This is a genomic window from Rubinisphaera italica (assembly GCF_007859715.1).
GTDB lineage: Bacteria > Planctomycetota > Planctomycetia > Planctomycetales > Planctomycetaceae > Rubinisphaera > Rubinisphaera italica.
Map to the genome: position 1 here is coordinate 4803160 of NZ_SJPG01000001.1, position 19230 is coordinate 4822389.

At 49.7% G+C, this 19230-nt stretch carries 13 protein-coding genes; 8 read left to right on the forward strand and 5 right to left on the reverse strand.

Annotated features, from left to right (window positions below; all coding sequences use genetic code 11):
* The first annotated feature begins 18 nt into the window (after window positions 1-18).
* Together Pan54_RS18145 and Pan54_RS18150 are read left to right on the forward strand one after the other, a co-directional pair.
* Window positions 19-969 (forward strand): HD domain-containing protein, encoded by a 951-nt coding sequence (locus Pan54_RS18145; protein WP_146504828.1) that lies wholly within the window; start codon window positions 19-21, stop codon window positions 967-969.
* Window positions 970-1044: 75 nt separating this feature from the next.
* Entirely contained in the window at window positions 1045-2031 is a 987-nt protein-coding gene (locus Pan54_RS18150) for an IS30 family transposase (protein ID WP_165441826.1), read from the forward strand.
* A 275-nt stretch (window positions 2032-2306) separates the two neighbouring features.
* Here the strand turns inward: Pan54_RS18150 and Pan54_RS18155 are convergent, their stop codons facing one another.
* On the reverse strand, window positions 2307-3374 hold the full coding sequence (locus Pan54_RS18155; protein WP_146504829.1) for a hypothetical protein: 1068 nt from the start codon (window positions 3372-3374) through the stop codon (window positions 2307-2309).
* 288 nt (window positions 3375-3662) lie between these two features.
* Here Pan54_RS18155 and Pan54_RS18160 point away from each other — a divergent pair, with 288 nt between their 5' ends.
* On the forward strand, window positions 3663-4055 hold the full coding sequence (locus tag Pan54_RS18160) for a hypothetical protein (RefSeq protein ID WP_146504830.1): 393 nt from the start codon (window positions 3663-3665) through the stop codon (window positions 4053-4055).
* Between the two features lie 294 nt (window positions 4056-4349).
* Here the strand turns inward: Pan54_RS18160 and Pan54_RS18165 are convergent, their stop codons facing one another.
* Window positions 4350-5738, reverse strand: coding sequence for a sigma-54-dependent transcriptional regulator (locus Pan54_RS18165; protein ID WP_146504831.1), 1389 nt, complete (start codon window positions 5736-5738; stop codon window positions 4350-4352).
* Window positions 5739-6410: 672 nt separating this feature from the next.
* Here Pan54_RS18165 and Pan54_RS18170 point away from each other — a divergent pair.
* The 3 genes from Pan54_RS18170 to Pan54_RS18180 all read left to right on the forward strand — a co-directional run bounded on the left by Pan54_RS18170 (window position 6411) and on the right by Pan54_RS18180 (window position 10368).
* Window positions 6411-7364, forward strand: coding sequence for a universal stress protein (locus Pan54_RS18170; protein WP_146504832.1), 954 nt, complete (start codon window positions 6411-6413; stop codon window positions 7362-7364).
* Window positions 7365-7595: 231 nt separating this feature from the next.
* Window positions 7596-9236, forward strand: a complete 1641-nt coding sequence (locus Pan54_RS18175) for a solute:sodium symporter family transporter (protein ID WP_146504833.1) — start codon at window positions 7596-7598, stop codon at window positions 9234-9236.
* A 43-nt stretch (window positions 9237-9279) separates the two neighbouring features.
* Window positions 9280-10368, forward strand: coding sequence for an aldose epimerase family protein (locus Pan54_RS18180; protein WP_390621952.1), 1089 nt, complete (start codon window positions 9280-9282; stop codon window positions 10366-10368).
* A 122-nt stretch (window positions 10369-10490) separates the two neighbouring features.
* Here the strand turns inward: Pan54_RS18180 and Pan54_RS18185 are convergent, their stop codons facing one another.
* Window positions 10491-13592 carry a DUF1553 domain-containing protein gene (locus Pan54_RS18185; protein ID WP_146504835.1) on the reverse strand — a complete coding sequence of 1034 codons (3102 nt, stop codon included), beginning with the start codon at window positions 13590-13592 and terminating at the stop codon, window positions 10491-10493.
* A gap of 352 nt (window positions 13593-13944) precedes the next feature.
* Here Pan54_RS18185 and Pan54_RS18190 point away from each other — a divergent pair, with 352 nt between their 5' ends.
* Window positions 13945-15483: a hypothetical protein gene (locus Pan54_RS18190; protein ID WP_146504836.1), complete on the forward strand. Its 1539-nt coding sequence runs from the start codon at window positions 13945-13947 to the stop codon at window positions 15481-15483.
* Between the two features lie 238 nt (window positions 15484-15721).
* Here Pan54_RS18190 and Pan54_RS18195 read toward each other — a convergent pair whose 3' ends face one another.
* Entirely contained in the window at window positions 15722-16300 is a 579-nt protein-coding gene (locus tag Pan54_RS18195; protein WP_146504837.1) for a Uma2 family endonuclease, read from the reverse strand.
* Window positions 16301-16589: 289 nt separating this feature from the next.
* Here Pan54_RS18195 and Pan54_RS18200 point away from each other — a divergent pair, with 289 nt between their 5' ends.
* Window positions 16590-18038: a sulfatase-like hydrolase/transferase gene (locus tag Pan54_RS18200; protein ID WP_146506485.1), complete on the forward strand. Its 1449-nt coding sequence runs from the start codon at window positions 16590-16592 to the stop codon at window positions 18036-18038.
* Between the two features lies 1 nt (window position 18039).
* On the opposite strand, the gene Pan54_RS18205 is transcribed toward Pan54_RS18200, so the two are convergent.
* Window positions 18040-19149, reverse strand: coding sequence for a hypothetical protein (locus tag Pan54_RS18205; protein WP_146504838.1), 1110 nt, complete (start codon window positions 19147-19149; stop codon window positions 18040-18042).
* Window positions 19150-19230 lie beyond the last annotated feature (81 nt).

A 19230-nucleotide genomic window follows, 5' to 3' on the forward strand; every position in this document is an offset into this window, starting at 1 on the left:
CTACGCTTGAGGATTGTTGTGAGCGACAAAGTATTTCGCGACCCACTTTACAATTACATTGCAATTGATCGTAAAAGAGATGGTTGGTTATTAAAGCTCATAGATACTCCTGAAGTCCAACGAATACGACGAATACATCAGCTTGGTGTTAGCAACATCACATATCCGGGAGCAGATCATAACCGCTTAGCACATTCCCTTGGTGTTGTGTATTTAATGCAGCGAGTCTTAGACTCCTTGGAAAAGACAAATGACGCTGAGAGAATCAAAAGAGCTCGTCAACCGCTTTTAGCCGCTGCCCTACTTCATGATGTTGGTCATGGACCATACTCCCATTTATTTGAGCCCTGTCTTGGAATTAATCATGAATATTGGTCAATTGAAGTCATATTAAATCCAAGAACTAATATAAACAAGATTCTACTTCAAGAAGACCAATACTTGCCGAAACAAGTCGCATCTTTAATCCAAGAAAATGACCCAGGCTGCCCAACCTGGCAAAAATCTTTATTATCTAGTCAGCTTGACGTTGATAGGATGGATTATCTTCGAAGGGATAGTTTATTTACTGGAGCTGGATACGGCCATTTTGATTGGTATCGGATATTAAACACAATCCATCTAATGGAAAACAATAAAGAAAGCTATGATATTGTCTGGCCGGAAAAATCAGCCATGGCTATCGAAGAATATATATTTGCCAGATACTATATGTATCAGAATGTCTATTTGCACAAAACTACTCGAGGCCTTGAAAAGTTATTAGTGGCAATGTGGAAGCGAGCAGACAGATTAAGAAACGATGGAGTCGATATCAATGCAGTTCCGGTGCTTGATGAATTCTGGAACTCAAAGAATGCAAGTCCCAATCAATACTTGAATATTGAGGAATTTACTGTACTCTCTCAGATTCAAATATGGAAGAATCATAGTGACCAGGTGGATTCAATTTTGAAATGCACGGGTTGATGGAAAAAGAGTGACATTCGTGAGATGGTTTGTTTTGACCAAACGACCATCAATCCTACTAAGAAGAAATCACGAATGTCACACACGCATCTTACTGCTGAGGAACGTGATTCCATAGCGCACATGCACGCCCTGGGACACTCTCGAATAGAAATTGCGCGCGAGTTATCCCGAGACCCCAGCACGATCTCCCGAGAACTGCGGCGGAATTCGGATGCGACCGGGAAGTATTTCGCCGGGAAAGCCGACCGCAAAGCGCGACGGCGTCGACAACTCTGCAAACTCCCCTGGAAACTCAACCACGCTCCGCTCAAAGAATTCCTGCTCGATAAGTTGTCTCTCAAGTGGTCGCCGGAACAGATTGCAGGTCAACTCTTGCGACTGCATCCTCGGGAGGCCAGAATGCGAATATCCATTGAGACGATTTACGCCTGGATCAAAGCAAACAAAAAGCAGGGCGGCAACATCTACAGGCAGCTGCGTCAATCGAGAAAGAAACGCCGCAAACGCTACGGCACAGGGATCTCCAGACGATGCGACCCGACCAAAAAGCCAATGGATCAGCGACCGGTTTCTGCACGCAATCGTTCGCGGATCGGGCACTGGGAATCGGATACCATCGAGGGTCAAAAGGGGACCGGCTACATTGTCACGCATGTCGAACGCAAGACCGGCTATCTTGTGGCGAGCTATCTGCCGGACAAGAAAGCATCGACGTTGAACGCGGCTTCGGTGTTTGCGTTTGAGGGGTTGCCATCGTCATTGATTCGAACTTTGACGACGGACAACGGGAGTGAGTTTTCGGGTCATCGAGAGTTGGAGCAAGCCCTGCATTGTGCGATCTATTTTGCTCCGGCTCGCCAGCCGTGGCAACGCGGCCAGAATGAGAACACCAACGGGCTTCTGCGGCAATACTTCCTGAAGGGGAGCGATTTCCGTAAACTGAAAGCCGAGGATATTCAAGCGGCTGTGATGGAGTTGAACAACCGGCCTCGCAAAAAGTACCAATTCAAATCACCACACGAACTGTTCGAACCCAAAACCCGTGCATTTCAAAATTGAATCCACCCCAGATTGCAAGCCGTAACAAAGCCAATGCAAGATGCCGTGAAATATTATGTGCCGGCAGATGTCAAAAACGAGGTATTAAAAATTAATAATTCATGATGTTGATTTATTGTTAAAAAAACATAATCTCAATTGATTTATAGGACTGCACTGGTACTAACTTTATTTATCTTAACTGACTTCGATTGCTTCATTATGTGAAGCTCTAAGTCAATCGTGTATGCAATCACTCAATGTGGTCAAGACACTCTAAAAAAACACCAACAAACTCAAGAATGCAAATGCAAAGTCCGTTTCCCATTTTTGTGTTCCTGCCAGTACCAGTGAGCCAGGTGCCGGAGTTTTCCGGGTTCTTCGGGGAGTTCGATAAACAGGAATGGGTCGCAGGAGACTAACGTTGCCGGGGCGAAGAGGGAGAGATGGATCATAAAGGCTAACCAGCCGCCGGCAGCCGTGGGAACTGAGAGTGCCAGGATTTGTCCAGATACACTGGCCACATCAGCTGCTTTATCCAGCCCGTTAAGCATCGTGCGATCCAGCCAGGGCATGTTTTGATAGGCAACGACAGGACTGTATTCTCCCGTCCTGCAATAATCGAGCCGTGCCTGAAACTCTGCTCGATTCTTCCGCCGGGCTGAGCTCCGCAAGCGTTGTGTCCAGAGCCGAAAGCGTCGATAACGATTTCTCAGACTGACTCCTGTTTTCACAAACTCATTGACGACCAGAGTTGGAAGGCTGACTCCTAAGGCGAACATACGATATAACCAGCCCCAGCGGAGTGCATGTTGCTGGGCAGTGCGGAGGCGACGGTCGGCTTCTGCCTGAAGTTCCTGAGCCGTGACCGGAATGGGCAGCCCCTCTGCCGTTTTTTCTTCGCCAAACAAAGGCACCCCATACCAGACTGTCGCCTGAGGATGCAGTGCATACGCTGCGGTTAAGGTCTTCTTCACAACTGGCGGGGGATTGTCCGGGATTTGACTGGGGTTCTTCGTGAGCGTCATTACGAGATCGCTGCGTCCCTGAATCCAGAGGGATTTTTCGATCAGGTGCACCACATGATATTCTTCCAGCCATTCTGGATGATGCAGAAAGATGCGGGAGACGAATTCGGGATCGCGAATCTGTTTTGATGTCCCCCGCAACGCCAGGGCAATCGCCAACCGGGTGACGCAGTCGGCTTTCACGATCGTAATCCACTCCCGGGCCAGTCCCTGTAATCCGTACGGGGAAGCTTCCTCTTCCCAACTGACATCTGCCACAATCGGCGGCATTTCCTGCGTCCCGCTTGATTTTCGCTGCATTTGTGAGACGACCGGCTGCTGCATCAACTTCGTCATGAATTTCTCCGGCTTGAGCGATGACAAGTGGATCTGTTCCCTAACAACTTGGTGAGAAAACAGTTTGATAGTTGATTCAGAACGAGAATAATGACAGAGAGATCACGATTTTCCGAAATTTTTCGGGAGAATGATTCAGGCGGGGTGAAATGGCGTTTTCTGGCTCCTTCACCCGCATTGAATGCTTGTCCTGCTTCGCGATACAAGCATGGCACCTAAAGTTGTGATGCATGGTACGATATGAAGGACGATCTCCTATATTCCCGTTATTTCTGAAAATGACTTCCAATGAAATTCGTTCACAATCGTCGCAATTTGATCCTTGCTGTGATTACGATTTCGTTCGTGCTGGTGATGCCTGTTATTGTGTATGTATTCCTCCAAATGATCTGGTTCGAGCCAGTTCGGGTTTACGCAGAGGCTCAATCGCGTTCTGAAGCGGTCTTTGCAGAACAGGAGTGGAACGGTTATCCAGCGTGGTATCACTACGACTCTCGTGCGCGGTTTACCTGCCCGGAGTTGAATGATGAAAATGTCTCGCTACTGTACCCCATCATTCATCGCGTTGAGGGATTGCAGTACATCGAACTCAACGAGACATCCCTCTCGCCAGAAGGGGTAGCCGCGATGAAGAAAGAATTCCCGAACTGCCATATCAGGTTTCAGGGCTCCTGGTTCTGATGGAGTCAGCGGTTGTTGAGTTACGGTCGTTAACCCAACCTATCTGGCTGCGCTCACCACGCTCATCACTTCGTTCTGGGCCGTGCCACCCATACTCATTCATAGAGGCACTTCGCTGTCACACAAAACAAAAAAACCGGATGCCGTCTTCGAGAGTGAAGAGCGACATCCGGTTTTTGGCGGTCAGGTTTTCGGGCGAGGTGGTGTGGTAACCCCAGTTCAAAATGGAAACCGGATTTTCAATAACTTATTGAATAGTAATTTCCGGGTGTCGGTTTACAATTTGAACTTGGTTTAGCTGTTACATTTTTCGAAAGTGATTTCGAATTTCTTCATTTTCTTGTACAGCGTGGTGCGATTCACGCCGAGCATTTTGGCGGTTTGCTGTCGGTTCCAGCCGTGGGCTTCGAGGGCTTCAATCAGGATTTGACGTTCCGGATTGGCCAGGGCCGATTTCAGATTGTTGCCTGCAAAGTGAGCGGCGACGTTGCCAGCGTCGATCTGCTTGTGGATCGAATCGGGTAAATCGTTGACAGTAATGCGTTTGCTGTTGGAGAGGACGACCGCACGTTCAATCACATTGACGAGTTCACGGACGTTGCCTGGCCAGGAATAACGTTGCATCAGTTGAATCGCTTCGTCGTCGATGCCCTCCATCTGCTTGCCTACCTGTTCAATAAAATGTTGCAGGTAGTGCTCAGCCAGCAGGGGGATATCTCCGACGCGCTCCCTCAACGGGGGTTGAGTCAGTGAGATGACATTGATTCGGTAATAAAGATCCTGACGGAATTTTCCTTCAGCGACCATCTGTTCGAGATTTTCGTTCGTGGCAAGCACGAGACGACAATCGACCTTGTGAGTTTTTGTGCCGCCGACCGGTTCAAATTCTCGATCCTGCAAAACTCGCAGCAGTTTCACCTGAAGTTGCTGAGATGCGGTTGCGATTTCGTCGAGGAAAATCGTGCCACCATCGGCTTGCAGGAATTTTCCCATTTTGTCGTGAGAGGCTCCTGTGAATGCTCCCTGGACGTGTCCGAACAGTTCACTTTCGAGTAGGGAATCCGGCAGGGCTCCGCAGGCGACTTCAACGAAAGGTTTGTCGCGGCGATCACTCAGGTGATGTATCGAGCGGGCGGTCATTGTTTTTCCGGTACCGTTCTCGCCAAGAATGAGGACCGTTGTGCGCGTCTCGGCTACACTTTCGATCAGGTCGAACATCTTCGACATTTTGTAGTCGCGGCCAATGATATTACCGAGACCGTACTTCTGATCGAGTTGAGCTTTGAGCTGCTTGTTTTCTTCGACAATTTTTCGTTGACCAAGAGCGCGTTGAATCGAGAGATTCAGTTCGTCATCGATGACTGGCTTGGTCAAATAGTCAAACGCACCGATACGAATCGCTTCGACGGCACTTTCAATGGTGCCGTAACCGGTGAGCATGATGATGGCCGTTTCCGGCTGGTTTTTGGAGGCCCATTCGAGCAGATGAAATCCATCCTGGTCCGGCAGATTGACATCGCACACAACACATTCGAACGGATATTCCTGCATCCGTTCGATAGCCGAGTGGCAATTGCCAGCGGTTTCCGTGCGATAGCCGAGGCGACGTAAGTAGTCTGCCATCGCTTCGAGTATGTGACGATCATCATCAACGATCAGTAACGATCCCAGTGAATTCTTCATAGTCTCTCTCAGCTCTCTATAACATTCCAAATTAAATGTTCCGCGTATTGCCGGAGCAAACACCGCATTTCAAGGCAATCATCGCTCTTGCGATGGCTCATTGCATTTTGAAATGCTCTGACCAGTGAGACTGGAATCTCTCGATCTGCAGATTTGCGTCGATCAGGGTTGCCGTTAATCTGTAGTCACGACAGTTCGCTGATGCGAATCTAAATTCCTATCAATCGATTTCAGCCGCCAGTGCGGTTTGGTATTGAATGGTTGCGACAGGTAATCTCGGATTGCCTGCTGCTGAGAGCGTTAAGAGGGTATTCAAATCTAGGACACACGTTGCCGGTCGGCATCAAAATTGATCAGAATCGTTGAGTTTCAACAACCGTTTTTTTCGCCGGACTGTTAGAATCGCTATAACTGGAACAGGGAAAGCCGATTACTGGCGAAACTTCAGCAATTTCCCTCAAGCGGGGGCGAAGTTTGTCCAGTTCTCAATTGATGCTTCATCATTGCCTCGGTATTGATTACTATGGAATCATGGTTACATTCCTGGAAAACTAACCTTAAAAAAAATCACGGCTATTCCCGATGAAAATTCCCGAAGCCCTCTGAACACTGGCCTCTAGACACTAACACTCTTAAAAACTTCAAACGCTCGACATCGAAGGACGCAGACTCATGATCTCATTGGCAAAAATTCTGGTAGGTGTGGATTTGTCTCACGCAGATCGACTGATCAGTCACGATTTGTCAGATCAATGCGAGCAAGCCGTCAAAAAGGCAATTGAACTGGCCAAAGCTGGCGATGGAGAACTGACATTCTTTGCGGCGATCGATATCTCGGAACAGGCACTGCATCTGATTGAAACCGATGATGACAGTGGCAAAAAATCGACTGTTGAAGTCGAAGCCGAGGAAGTCCTTGGCCAGTTCGTAGCAAGAGCGTCCGAAGCTGGCGTGAAAGCTGGATTCTGTATTGCCTTTGGGGCCAGTTGGGAAAAGACAATCCAGGAAGTTCTTAAGAACAATCACACTTTGGTTGTAATTGGCCGGAAGTCTAAGACGACAATTTCGAATTTCTTCTTTGGTCGTACCGCTGTCAAACTGCTTCGAAAATGCCCGGTTCCCGTTTATGTGGCCAAGCCGGATCCTGTTCGACCCGTCGAAAGTATACTGGTTGCCGATGACTTCGCTGAAATTGGTGAAGACCTGCTCGATGCGGGCGTTCAGTTTGCCAAAGCACTCGATACTCGACTGCATGTCGTGCATGTGGTCGAATCGGGAGATGACTACAAACTGGCTGGCAGCGGGATTGCCCGGGAAGATCTCGACAAATTGCACAATGAAGAACTCGAGCAGGCTAACACGATTGCCGCTGATCGCCTTTCGCGAACCGATGCCCGAACGATACCTCAAGGAACGATGGTGCACATCGAAAAAGGGACGGCTGAGAAAGTCATCAGCAAAATCCTGGAAGATGAGAAAGTCGATCTGTTAATCATGGGAACCAACGGTCGCACTGGGTTTTCCGCCATGATGATGGGGAACACAGCCGAGCGATTACTGGCAGAATCGGATTGCTCTCTGCTGGCCATCAAGCCCCGAGATTTTCAGTGTTCTGTCAAAGTCTGAGAACGATCCGTACTGACGGATCGAGCTGCTGACAAGATATCTCAGGACTTTTACGTCTTCTCTCATTGATCCAGACATGCTTGCGCGTGAAACTGAACGCTGTGCTCATTATGATGCACATGCCGCAAGCATGATGGATTTTCTTGATTTCGCCGTTCGGCGGTTTAAGCGGTTCGTGCTTGTCAAATTCACTCCGCATTGGTTTCTACCTGCTTCGAGAGGCTGAGTCACTTGGATATTGTCACTATCATTTCATTCCTGTTTTTTACCGGACTGGTCGGTTTACTCACTTGGATCATCACGCGGAAAGATGACCATGAAAGCACGCAGGGATATTTCCTGGCAGGACGATCTCTCAGTTTTCCCCTGATTGCCGGCTCGCTCCTGCTGACAAATCTCTCGACCGAGCAGATGGTGGGATTGAATGGAGCCGCCTTCAACGATGGTCTTTGTGTGATGGTTTGGGAAGTGGTTTGCGTGGTCGCCCTGGTCTTCATGGCCTGGTTTTTCCTGCCACGCTTTCTCAAAAGTGGTGTCGCGACCGTGCCTCAATATCTGGAGATCCGCTTTGATCATCAGACCCAACTGATTACGAATCTCATATTCCTGCTCGCTTACGTCGGAATTCTATTGCCGATCATTCTTTACTCAGGTGCGACGGGAATGATAGGTATTCTCGATATTCCTTCGATGCTTGGGACCTTTCCTGAGCAAATGGGAATGGCTCCCGGCACAATGGCATTGTGGCTGATTGTCTGGGCCGTTGGGATTATCGGTTCGATTTACGCCTTGTTCGGAGGACTCAGAACCGTCGCAGTCTCTGATACCATCAATGGGATTGGACTTCTGATCGGCGGTTTTCTGATTACTGGTTTTGCATTGGCAAGCATGGGTGGAGATGGAGGGATCTCGGCTGGATTCAACACGCTGGTTGAGGAACAACGTTCTCGATTCAACTCCGTTGGTGGCCCGGAATCCTCAGTTCCCTTTGCGACAATTTTTTCAGGTATTTTTCTGCTGAATCTATTTTATTGGACGACTAATCAACAAATTATTCAACGGACATTTGGCGCGAGCAGCCTGGCTGAAGGTCAGAAGGGAGTTTTGTTAACAGGGGCTTTGAAGCTGTTAGGGCCACTGTATCTGGTAATTCCCGGTATGATCGCCTTTTCCATTTTCGCAGGGCAAGACATTAAGGCTGACCATGCTTATGGATTGCTCGTGAATAAAGTACTGCCGGCTCCCCTGACAGGCTTTTTCGCGGCGGCCATGATCGGTGCGATTCTCTCCAGTTTCAACTCGGCTCTTAACAGCGCCTGTACTCTGTTCAGCCTCGGTCTCTATAAGAACGTGTTCGTGCCAGAAGCCACCGAAGAACAGGTGGTTCGCAGCGGGAAACTTTTTGGTTGGATAGTTGCCGTCGCTGCCATGTCGATTGCCCCGCTACTCGCTAATACCTCAAGCATTTTTGGCTATCTTCAGAAAATGAACGGGATGTATTTCATCCCCATTTTTGCCGTTGTGCTGGTTGGTATGCTGACGAAAAGAGTGCCGGCTTTTGCTGCAAAATTAGCTTTGATCGTTGGCTTTGGCCTGATCGCGACCGGCTATTTTGTGTCTCCTTTCGACAAGATTGTCGCATCGATGCACGAGTTCAATTTCCTCGGGATCGTCTTCAGCTGGTTGATCATTCTGATGCTTGTCATCGGGGAAATCTATCCCCGTGAAACCGAGTTTATTCAGGAAGATGTTGGCGCCGTCGACATGACACCCTGGAAATTTGCCAAGCCTGTCGGGTTGATTTTGATCGCGATCGTCTTCACGATTTACGCCAGTTTCGCCGACTTCAGTGTGCTGGTTCCTACTCCATAATTCTCTGAGGAGACACCTGATGAAATTACAGATCCTGTTCCTGATGATGATCTTTCTGGGAGTTCCCCAAATGAGTTCGGCTGCGATTAAAACCGAAGACTTTGACAGCATCAAACTTTATACGCTCAAAAACAACTCCGGCATGACGGTGAAAATCACCAATTACGGAGCGATTATTACCTCGATAATCGTGCCCGATAAGAACGGCAAAGCGGGTGATATTGCTTTGGGTTACAACCGGGTTGAAGACTATATCAATGCGGTCGATAAACCTTATTTTGGGGCGATTGTCGGACGTTACGGCAACCGGATTGCCAAGGGCCAATTTGAGATCGATGGTGAAACCTATTCGCTGGCAGTGAATAATGGCGAGAATCATTTGCATGGTGGAACGATCGGATTTGATAAGGTTGTTTGGAATGCTGAGCCGATGGAAGGCAATGGCTGGCAGGCGCTCAAGTTGACTTATCTGGCTAAGGATATGGAAGAAGGTTATCCCGGAAATCTGGAAGTCAGTGTCACTTATACGCTCAACAACAAGAACGAGTTAAAGGTCGATTATCTCGCAACCACCGATAAAGCGACGCACATCAACCTGACTCAGCACACCTACTTCAACCTCAAGGGAGAAGGCGAAGGGACGATTCTCGATCACGAATTAATGCTCAACGCGAGCAAGTACACTCCGACTGACTCTGGAGCAATCCCCACTGGCGAATTGGCAGAGGTCAAAGAGACTCCTTTCGATTTCACCAAAGCGAAAACAATCGGCAAAGAGATCGACGAGGACCATCAGCAACTGATCTATGGGCTTGGGTATGATCACAACTGGGTGATTGATCGTGAAGACGAAGAGGGCCTGACTTTAGCCGCTCGTGTTCATGAACCGACCACAGGCCGAGTGATGGAAATTGAAACGACAGAACCGGGCATTCAATTTTATTGCGGCAACTTTCTGGATGGACGCCTGAAAGGAAAGTCGGGTAAACCGTATGTGAAACGAGGCGGTTTCTGCCTGGAAACGCAGCATTATCCCGATAGCCCCAATCAACCAAACTTCCCGAGTACCTTGTTAAAGCCCGGTGAAGAGTACGAGACAACGACAGTGTTTCGGTTCAGCACCAAGAAGTAAATCATAACCATCAATCCCGGGTGGCAGCATACAAGCACGAAGCGCAAGCGAGTGTGTCCATGTGTCTTTCAACACACTCGCTTGCGCTTCGTGCTTGTGTTGATTGCTATTATGCTGCTGGTTTACCTCTGCATCATGGTTTCGTCGTAATTTAGTAGTGTATTCGCTACGACAGTCAGTGCAGCGCATTGAGCGGGTTCGAGAGATTCATCGCGAGTTTTATCGCCGATCTTCAAGTAGCTCAGAGCGGCTTCGGGGTTTGTCTGAAAGTGAGTCCGATTCTGCTGGTATAGATTATTGAGCACGCTCATTTCCTGATCGGAAGGAGCCCGCGAGGTTAGCTGGCGAAACATTCGCGTTATCGCTGCGGTTGAATCTTCAGGATGTAGCCGCAAACTTTCTTCGGCCAGATTGCGAGCCGCTTCGACGAATTGGGGGCCATTCATCATGATGAAGGCTTGCAGTGGTGAGGATGTTTTTTCGCGTTTGACCTGACAGACATCTCGCTTGGAGGCATCGAAGGTCATCATCGCAGGAGCGGGTCCTGTTCGTTTCCAGTAGGTGTAGAGGCTGCGGCGATACAAACCTTCGCCCTTGCTGCGGGGAGTCGGCTTGAAGGAGTCTTCGACTTCGTACGGTTTGACAGGAGCTCCGCCGACTTTTTCCACGAGCAGTCCGCTGACTGCCAACGCATTGTCCCGCAGCATCTCGGCTGGCAGACGCCGAGCGGGAAAGCGGGCAAGCCAGCGATTTTCGGGATCACGTTTAAGGTCTTCTGGCTTTACCTGCGAGGACTGCTGATAAGTGTTCGACATGACGATCTGTTTGAGCAGTCGTTTGACATCCCAGTTGTGTGTCATGAAGTCGAGTGCCAGCCAGTCGAGCAATTCCGGATGAGTCGGAGGGACGCCCTGACTACCGAAATCTTCCGGCGTGCGGACGAGTCCCTGACTGAACAACATCTGCCAGTAACGATTGACGGTCACCCGAGCCGTCAGCGGATTGTCTCGGTCAATCAACCATTTTGCGAGACCGAGTCGATTTCGCGGGGCTCCCTCAGGAAATGGATTCAGCACGGCTGGGATTTCATCACGAACTTCATCAGCCGGCTGCGTGTAATCTCCCCGATTCAGCAGATAAGTTGGTCGAGGCTCTTCCCGCTCCCGCATCACCATGATTTCCGAAACGGGATCGAGCAGGTTACAAAGTTTTTCCCGCATCGATCGCAATTCTTCGAGATGCTTTCGATAAGCCTCGTCGAAGTTGGACAGGTAATAGGTCTTGATCCGAAAAAGTTGTTCGGGAGTCCGTTCTTCAGTGGTCATCGCCAGAATGGATTCGAGAGACTGTCGTTCGGCGAGGTCTGCAACTTCGACCAGAGTCAACTCACGTTGATACACTTTGAAATCATCGACGAGTCCGTTTTTAAAGCCGCGATCCCGAAAACGTTCGCCAATCGCAATGTTATCGCCCCCACCACCGGTGATATTTTTCTGAAGCTGATTTCTAATGATTTCCGTCTCAGCTTTTACTCCGTTGATCCACAGTCCAATCCCCCCTGCTCGGCTCGAACCATCATAAGTCATTGCCACATGCAGCCATTCGGATGTAGGAATCTTGTCTTTTGTCCGAATGCTGATCGCGTTGCCGGGCCAGAAGTGAATCAGCGAAGCCGAAAGGCGCCCCTCTTCGATCAGCATTTCATACCCACGACTGGCGGCATCGGTCCAGGCACGGGAACGATGGAAGATGACCGCGCGTTCTTTCACATCGGGAGTCTGCATCCAGAGACTGACAGAGAAAGGTTGAAACCGTCGGAAATTGCCAACTTCGAGATTGATCGCATCATCGCCCGTCAGTTTTACGGCTTGCCCATGAACACCGGGAACTGATGTGTTATTTCCGAAAGAACCCGATTCAAAATCCAGATGAGCAATTTGATCAGGAATCAGTTTTTGCTGGTCTTTGATCAATTCCGAGTGATCACCAACTCGCCACTCTTCATACCGGGAATGAGCCTCTTGCCTCAATTGTGCTTCCTCAGAGACTTTTTCTGTAATCGCTTTCTGCAAATCGGCAATCTGCTGCTTCTGTTGATCGTTAGTTAACAGCAGCGTCGGTGTCGGGATTGCGGAAGTGAAAAACGAATACAGTCCCGCTTCATCAATATTGTCGAAGAAGGAGGAGATTTGATAGTACTCGGTTTGCGTGAGCGGATCGTACTTGTGGGAATGACAGCGGGCACATTCCATTGTCAGGCCGAGGAATGCCGTCGCGAATGTTTGTGTTCGGTCTGCGACATATTCAATCCGGAATTCCTCCGGCACACTGCCCCCTTCCACTTTCTGGGGATGCAGTCGATTGAACGTCGTGGCGAGAATCTGATCCTGCGTCGGATTCGGCAGCAGGTCGCCTGCCAGTTGTTCGGTGATGAACTGGTCGTAAGGCAGATTCTGATTAAAAGAGTTGATGACCCAATCCCGCCAAGGCCAGACGAATCTGTCGCGGTCAACCTGATAGCCATAGGTGTCGCTGTAACGTGCAACATCGAGCCATTCAGACGTCATCCGCTCGCCGTAGGCAGGAGAAGCGAGTAAGCGGTCGACAACTTTTTCGTAAGCCTTTGGCGATTCATCCAGCAGAAACGCATCGAGTTCCTCAAGCGTCGGAGGTAATCCTGTTAAGTCGAATGTCACTCGGCGAAGCAGGGTTTCTCGGTTCGCGGGCTGATTGGGTTGGAGTTGACGCTCTTTCAATGCCTGCAAAATGAAATGATCGATTTCATTCGTCGGCCAGGTCGAATCTGCAATTTCTGGAACAGCCGTTTCTTCAATGCGGCGGAACGACCAGTGCTGCTGATACTCGGCTCCCTGAGTAATCCAGCTTCGCAGGGTGTCGATTTCCTCAGCTGAAATCATTCGCTTGGAAGCCGGCGGCGGCATTTGTTCGTCGGGATCGTGCGATTCGATGCGGCGGATCAGTTCACTTTCGTCCGGCTTGCCCGGCACAATCGCTAGAAATTCGAGAGCGACATCGCGGTCATCGAGCCGGAGGTCGGCTTCACGATGAGCCGGATCGGGCCCGTGACAGAAATAACAGCGGTCCGAAAGAATAGGACGGACATCCTGATTGAAACTGATCTTTGCTGGTTCAGCAGCCTTTACTTGCACCGCAAGTACTGCGAAAGTGAGCATGATTGTTGAAATTCGGAGGAGAGATTTCATGGGAAAACAACGATCGTAAGGTGGGAGGATTTTCTTTGTTATTCAGGAAATCACGGCAGAAATATTGATCGACGCACGCTGATTTCCGTATTAACATCTGAGATTGATTATATCATATTATTCTACTCTGGTGCATTGTCTGGTCAAATTGGGCATAATCTTTATTGATGTCTTCAACATTGTATTGTTCAATGAGTTGCAGATCAGGGTGGCACGACCATGAGTAAAGCGAAGAGTGTGGTCGTTTGTAATCGCCACGCCCATCACTTCGTTCTGGGACGTGCCAACCACATTGATTTGTTTCAATTCGTTTTTACGACAACCTCAGCTGTTTTTTGATCGGGTAGGCTAGATGAGTGTACTGCAGATGACAGATTCGCCGATTGAGCGATTTAGCGACTGGATGAATCCGATTCTGGTGAAGGAAACTCGTCAGGCGTTGAAGAGTCGGTCATTTGTGGCGACATTCATGCTGCTGTTGATCGCCTCCTGGCTGATCTGCATGTTCGGGGTCGCGATGGCCGGAATGTCGCTTGAATATGGCACACCGAGCCGGGAATTCTTTCAAGCGTTCTTTTTCGTTCTGAGTGCAGCCGTGCTTGTGATTGTCCCCTTTGGAGCCTTTCGCAGCTTACTGACGGAGCAGGACTCGCAAACCTATGAATTACTGAGCATCACTTCGTTAACACCTCGACAGATTGTGTTGGGCAAACTATCCAATTCGGTCGTGCAGATTCTCGTTTACTACTCGGCAATCGCTCCGTTTATAGCCTTTACGTCGTTGCTGCAGGGGTTTGACCTGTTCGGGACAAGCGTTTTACTGCTCGTGTTGCTGGGCGTTTCGATACTGCTTTGCACGTTCACACTGATGCTAAGCACGGTAGGACAAAATCGCCAGATTCAGACACTCAGTTCGCTATTTATTGTCGGTGGCCTGGTGATGGCGTTCAGTTCGATGATGGGATTTTCATTCGCCATGCTGCAGGGAGAAATTACAGCTGAGCCCGAGTTCTTTGCCGTATTGATTTGTTTCTTACTGATCGGGATTTCGTACTTCTTTCTGTTCCTGCAGATTACCATCTCGCAATTGATGTATGAGTCCGGCAATAAATCGACTGGTGTCCGACTGGTGGCAACGGCTCAAATGCTGCTGGTGTGGGCGGTGACAGTGGGCTACGCCTGGTTTATGGGAACTTCAATTGATGACGAAGTCTTTGCGATCATCGTGATATTAACACTCATCCACTGGGGAATATTCGGGTTCTTCATTACGATGGAACGCGATTATCTCTCGCGGCGAATCCGTCGGGACCTGCCTCAACGCGGCATTCTCAGACTGTTCCTCGTTCCCTTCATGCCGGGCGGAACACGCGGCTTGATTCTCGTGCTGATGAATCTGTTAATTCTGATGGGAATTATGCTGGGAATTCAGCCATTTGTGACGCGGATTGATCCCGAATTTCTGCAGGTCAGCTTTGCAATCGTAGCTTACATGGTGATCTACATGTGCATGGGCAGCATGATTTCGCGAAGACTGCTCAAGATTTCGAACGAACTCAAACCGATGCACGCACGTACCTTGCTGATCATCATCTTTGCAATTGCCTCGATCATGCCCCACATGATCCTCTCGGCGATGGATTATTACGACAACTACAATCCCCCGTACAGCCTGCTGCAGATCACCGATCCGATTTCCACCATCAACGCCATTGGCAGTGGATCCTATGCGGGAGGTGCGATCGGTATTCTGATGGTTGCGGCAATCGTGGCGATCGTCTTGAATGTCCCTGCCATGATTCGCAGCGTGATGGAAATCCTTGCACCGGATCGCCCCCAAAAAAAACCTGTTGAAGCTCCCGCCTCAGAGATTGCCACGGCTGTAACCTAGCGCATATTCAAAAATTGCCTGCAGCGTCCGGCAGGAGCAAACTCAGTGTTTTATGGTCATTTGGAGTCCAAGCGACTGCAGAAACTATTTGAAAATTGCCTAAAACAAAGCTCACTAAACGAGAGAATTCGTTCTGGGTGGCGGGGACGCTCTCGATGAGAAGCCCCCGAAGTGTCGAATATCGGGGGCTTCGGCTAAGGCGGAGCGCCCCCGCTACCCATAATCTCACTTCGATGATTCACATCGCATTCCACCAGCTTGGTTCGACGAAGAGTTTTTCGACGTCACATTGAAAATTGGGGAGAAGTTGATTGGAGATCAGCCGATCTCCTTCTTGAAAAGTGACTTCGCCGGTTTGCGGATTGACGGCAGTCACCTGCTGAGCTTTTGGTTCAAGCACCCAGACTTCCTGCACTCCCCAGGCCAGATAGTTTTCGATTCGCCGCAACATGACCTGCTTGCGATCGCCCGTCGAGGCAAGTTCGATCACCAGAGACGGAATGGTTTCTGTGATCGCTTTATCGGTTTCGGTGAATCGCTTTCCATCCAGAAAATAGCTGGCTGCGGGAAAGAAAATGGTATCGGGTGCGGTTTCCATCAGCAGTCCCAAATCGAAACAGGGATAGCCGTGCTGATACTTCTGAACATAGTCGGCAAAGAGTTTCGAGAGATTCAGCACCGCGTTGCCAAAATCAAGATCGGGCGGCTGAAACAAATGCACTTCCCCCGCGTGCAACTCTGCCCATTGCCCACTTTCCGGCAGGGAGAAACGGCGATCCAGGAATTCTTCGGCAGTTAAGAGGGGACCGCTGAGCATGGTTTTTCTCACATCTTTGCAATAAGACCATTTTCAAATGGTTCCTGCAGTCGCCTGGACGCCTATGCCCGGAAAACGCTCTGTTTGCTCCCGCCGGACGCTGCAGTTCATTTTTGAATATGCTCTAACTCTTGCAATTGATAACGAATACACGAATACGATTTCCTCAGGATGACCGACTCCGGATTATTGTCAACTCTTCTGAGAAATGTCAGAGCTGTCGGTGAATTTTCCCCCTAAACTTGATAAGTTTTAATTGATGCGTTCAAGAGTTTTTCAGGAGAAAATGATGCCACGCTTATTGAATTGTGTAGTTTTAGTCGCTTTTTTGCTGATACCACTCAATTCGAGCATTGCAGAATCACAGCCAAACGTTGTGCTGATTTTTATTGACGACATGGGCTGGGAAGACTTTTCCTGTTTTGGGAATCGAGATGCAACCACCGAGCATATCGATCGGATCGCCGAGGAGGGGATCCGGTTTGAGCAATTCTATGTGAATTCCCCCATCTGCTCTCCTTCGCGAGCCGCGATCACAACAGGCCAATATCCGCAGCGATGGCAAATCAATTCGTATCTGGCTTCCCGAGCTTTGAATAAAAGCAGAGGAGTGGCGAACTGGCTGGATCTGGATGCTCCGGTGCTGGGAAACATGCTGCACAAAGCAGGTTATGCGACGGGGCATTTCGGGAAATGGCATCTGGGTGGGCAGCGGGATGTTGGCGAAGCTCCGCTGATTACTGACTACGGCTTCGACAAATCGCTCACTAACTTCGAGGGTCTTGGTCCCCGCGTGCTGGCCTTATGCGATGCTCATAATGGCAAACCGATTAAAAGACATGCCCTGGGGTCTGATACATTGGGTCGCGGCACAATCGAATGGGTCGATCGCTCACTCGTCACGCAGTCTTTCACGCAGGCCGCTATCGAATTCATTCGGCAAAGCCAGCGGCGGGACAAACCGTTTTATATCAACCTCTGGCCCGATGATGTACACGGCCCCTGGTATCCCCCGGAAGCTCGTCGCGGTGATGGCTCAAAACGGGAGTTATATCTCGGAGTTCTCGAAACAATGGATGAGCAACTCGGCGAGTTGTTTGATGTCATCCAAAGCGACCCGCAGCTGAAACAGAACACATTGATTTTGATCTGTTCAGACAACGGCCCCGAACCGGGAGCAGGTTCCGCTGGTCCATTTCGTGGTCACAAAACAATGTTGTATGAGGGGGGAATTCGCTCGCCCCTAATTGCATGGGGGCCCGGTTTAATGGACGAGTCCGTTCATGGTCGCGTGAACCAAACATCCGTTTTTGCCGCAATCGATCTGGTTCCCAGCCTGCTGGAGATTACAGGAACCGAGCCGGCGAAGAATGTTGATTTTGATGGGGAGAATCTGGCTGACGTCTTACTTGGTCAATCTGATAAGTCACGCCAGCAGCCGATTTATTTCCGGCGTCCACCTGATCGAGATTCTTTTTACGGCGTTGAGGATCTGCCGGATCTGGCAGTCAGGGATGGGGACTGGAAACTTCTGTGTGAATATGATGGCAGTCAGGCAGAATTGTACGATCTGAAGAATGATCGGGGTGAAACGAAGAATGTTGCGGCTGCTAATCCGGAAATTGTCAATCGGCTGAAAAAGCGGGTGGTTGAATGGCAGGAGTCGATGCCTAGTGACAATGGTGAAAACTGGAAGGAAGAATCCAGGAAGAAGAAGAAGAAGAAGAAGAAGCCTTGAATCATTCTGCTGGCTCATCGGACCAGTCTTCTTCAAGCGATTCGAGTTGTTCCAAAGCTTCTTCGAGGGTCGGAACGACCTTTCCGGGCTGACGGCCATCGCGATCGCAGCGGGCGAGGTCCAGGAGTTCTTCGAAACTTTCGGATTTCCGCAACGATTTCGCCTGCGTTTCGTGTTTCAAAAAGCGGTGAGCAGAGGAAAGATTACCCACGAGAAACTCGACTCGTTCGGTGACACGCCCCGAAAGAACACGCAAAGCCGCTTCTTCCGGCAAGCGGGGATCGACAACAAAGCCGACGTCGTGCAGCAGACAAGCCCATTGAAATTCGACATCGTAAGGGTGCAGGTTTCGTCCGAGATCATAAACCTGCAGCGAATGGTACAGGGCATCGCCTTCGGGGTGCTCGGCATAATCCCAGTGAAAACTTTCAAGACGCTCAAGCAGCGGCCTAAAAGTATCCGACCAACTGAGTTCCTCAGAGGTCTCATCCAGTTCTGAAGCAGTCTGTACGTTGCGTTCGTGAAAGGTCACATTCTGGCCTTTCAATTCCCGAGTGATTTGATCCGTGCTTTCCAGAGTCGGATCGAGATAAATTTGATGCCCGATTCCATTGCTGAATTGATACGAGTCCGTGGCCCAGTCAGGAGGTTCAATTGGTTCCAGCTTACTATGAGACGAATCCAGACAAGCACGAAGCGCAAGCGAGTGTATTGCAGGATCGGTTGGCTCACTCGCTTGCGCGTTGTGCTTATATCCGGAGACAATCCAGTGGCAAAGCGGAGTGTCACGAGACTGCATCGCCTGACCATCGATGTAAAGCAATGGCTTGAAGAGTTTGAGCAGGCTGGCGACTTCGTCAATCAGATACTGCAGCCCTTCATCGCGGTAGGCATCACTGACGGACGTGATCCGATCGAGCTCCTGCATCACCTCTTCCTGAGTCGGAACCTGAGCCGAAGTCAACTTTTGTTGACTGAGCCAGCGCATCGCTCGCATCCGAGCCGTGTGAAAGTTGCGGACTTTACCCCGGGCAATTAAGCGAGCCGCTTCCCTGGCTATCCGCTGACGTAATTGTTGAGTTTCTTCAGTCGAAATCCGTCGACGAGCCATGGCAGGTTCTGCAACAGTAGCTGCAGATGAGTATAGAGAATGAATTATGTGAAGTTCAAAAGACGATCGTGACAATATCCG